General features: G+C 64.5%; 1 pseudogene. It reads left to right on the top strand.

Annotated features, from left to right (window positions below):
• Positions 1 to 15: 15 nt before the first annotated feature.
• Positions 16 to 490 (top strand): annotated as a pseudogene (locus MKS85_RS28810) (hypothetical protein); the annotation flags it as partial.

Genomic DNA, 490 nt, shown 5'->3' with positions numbered 1-490 from the left:
ATGGCCGAGGCGTCGATGCAAGTGCGTGACGCGCAATTTCAAACGGAGCTGGGCGAACCCAAGGTGCTGACCGCCGACGGCGAATGGTCCGTCGAGTTGCCCGTGCTGGAGTTTCGTCCCTACACCATCGACGCGCAACAGACCCTGCGTGGGGAGCCGTCCGAGCGCAGTGAAACCCTGAGGTTCGAGGTGGTGGTGTTGCCACCGGAGTTTGACGTGCCGCAGCCGGGCGGCAACCTGCCGCGCAGCATGACGTTGTCTGGCAGGGGCATGCAGGGCGGGCGGGTTGATATCTGGCTCCAGGGCGCAAGTGAGCCGTTGATCGAAGATGTTTTTGTGGGCGCCGATGGCTGGAGCGCTGACGTGACCCTGCCGGTAGGCGAAACCACGATTGTGGCCCGGCAACGCTTCGAAGGTCGGCCCTCCAGGGACACTGCGCCGCTGACCTTCAACGTCGTGCCTGCTGCCCCGTTCATTGAAACCCCGGCCA

The organism is Pseudomonas sp. JL2, from assembly GCF_031570495.1.
Lineage (GTDB): Bacteria > Pseudomonadota > Gammaproteobacteria > Pseudomonadales > Pseudomonadaceae > Aquipseudomonas > Aquipseudomonas rhizophila.
The sequence above is the reverse complement of the archived record's forward strand: the minus strand, read 5'-3'. Positions and strand labels throughout refer to the sequence as shown.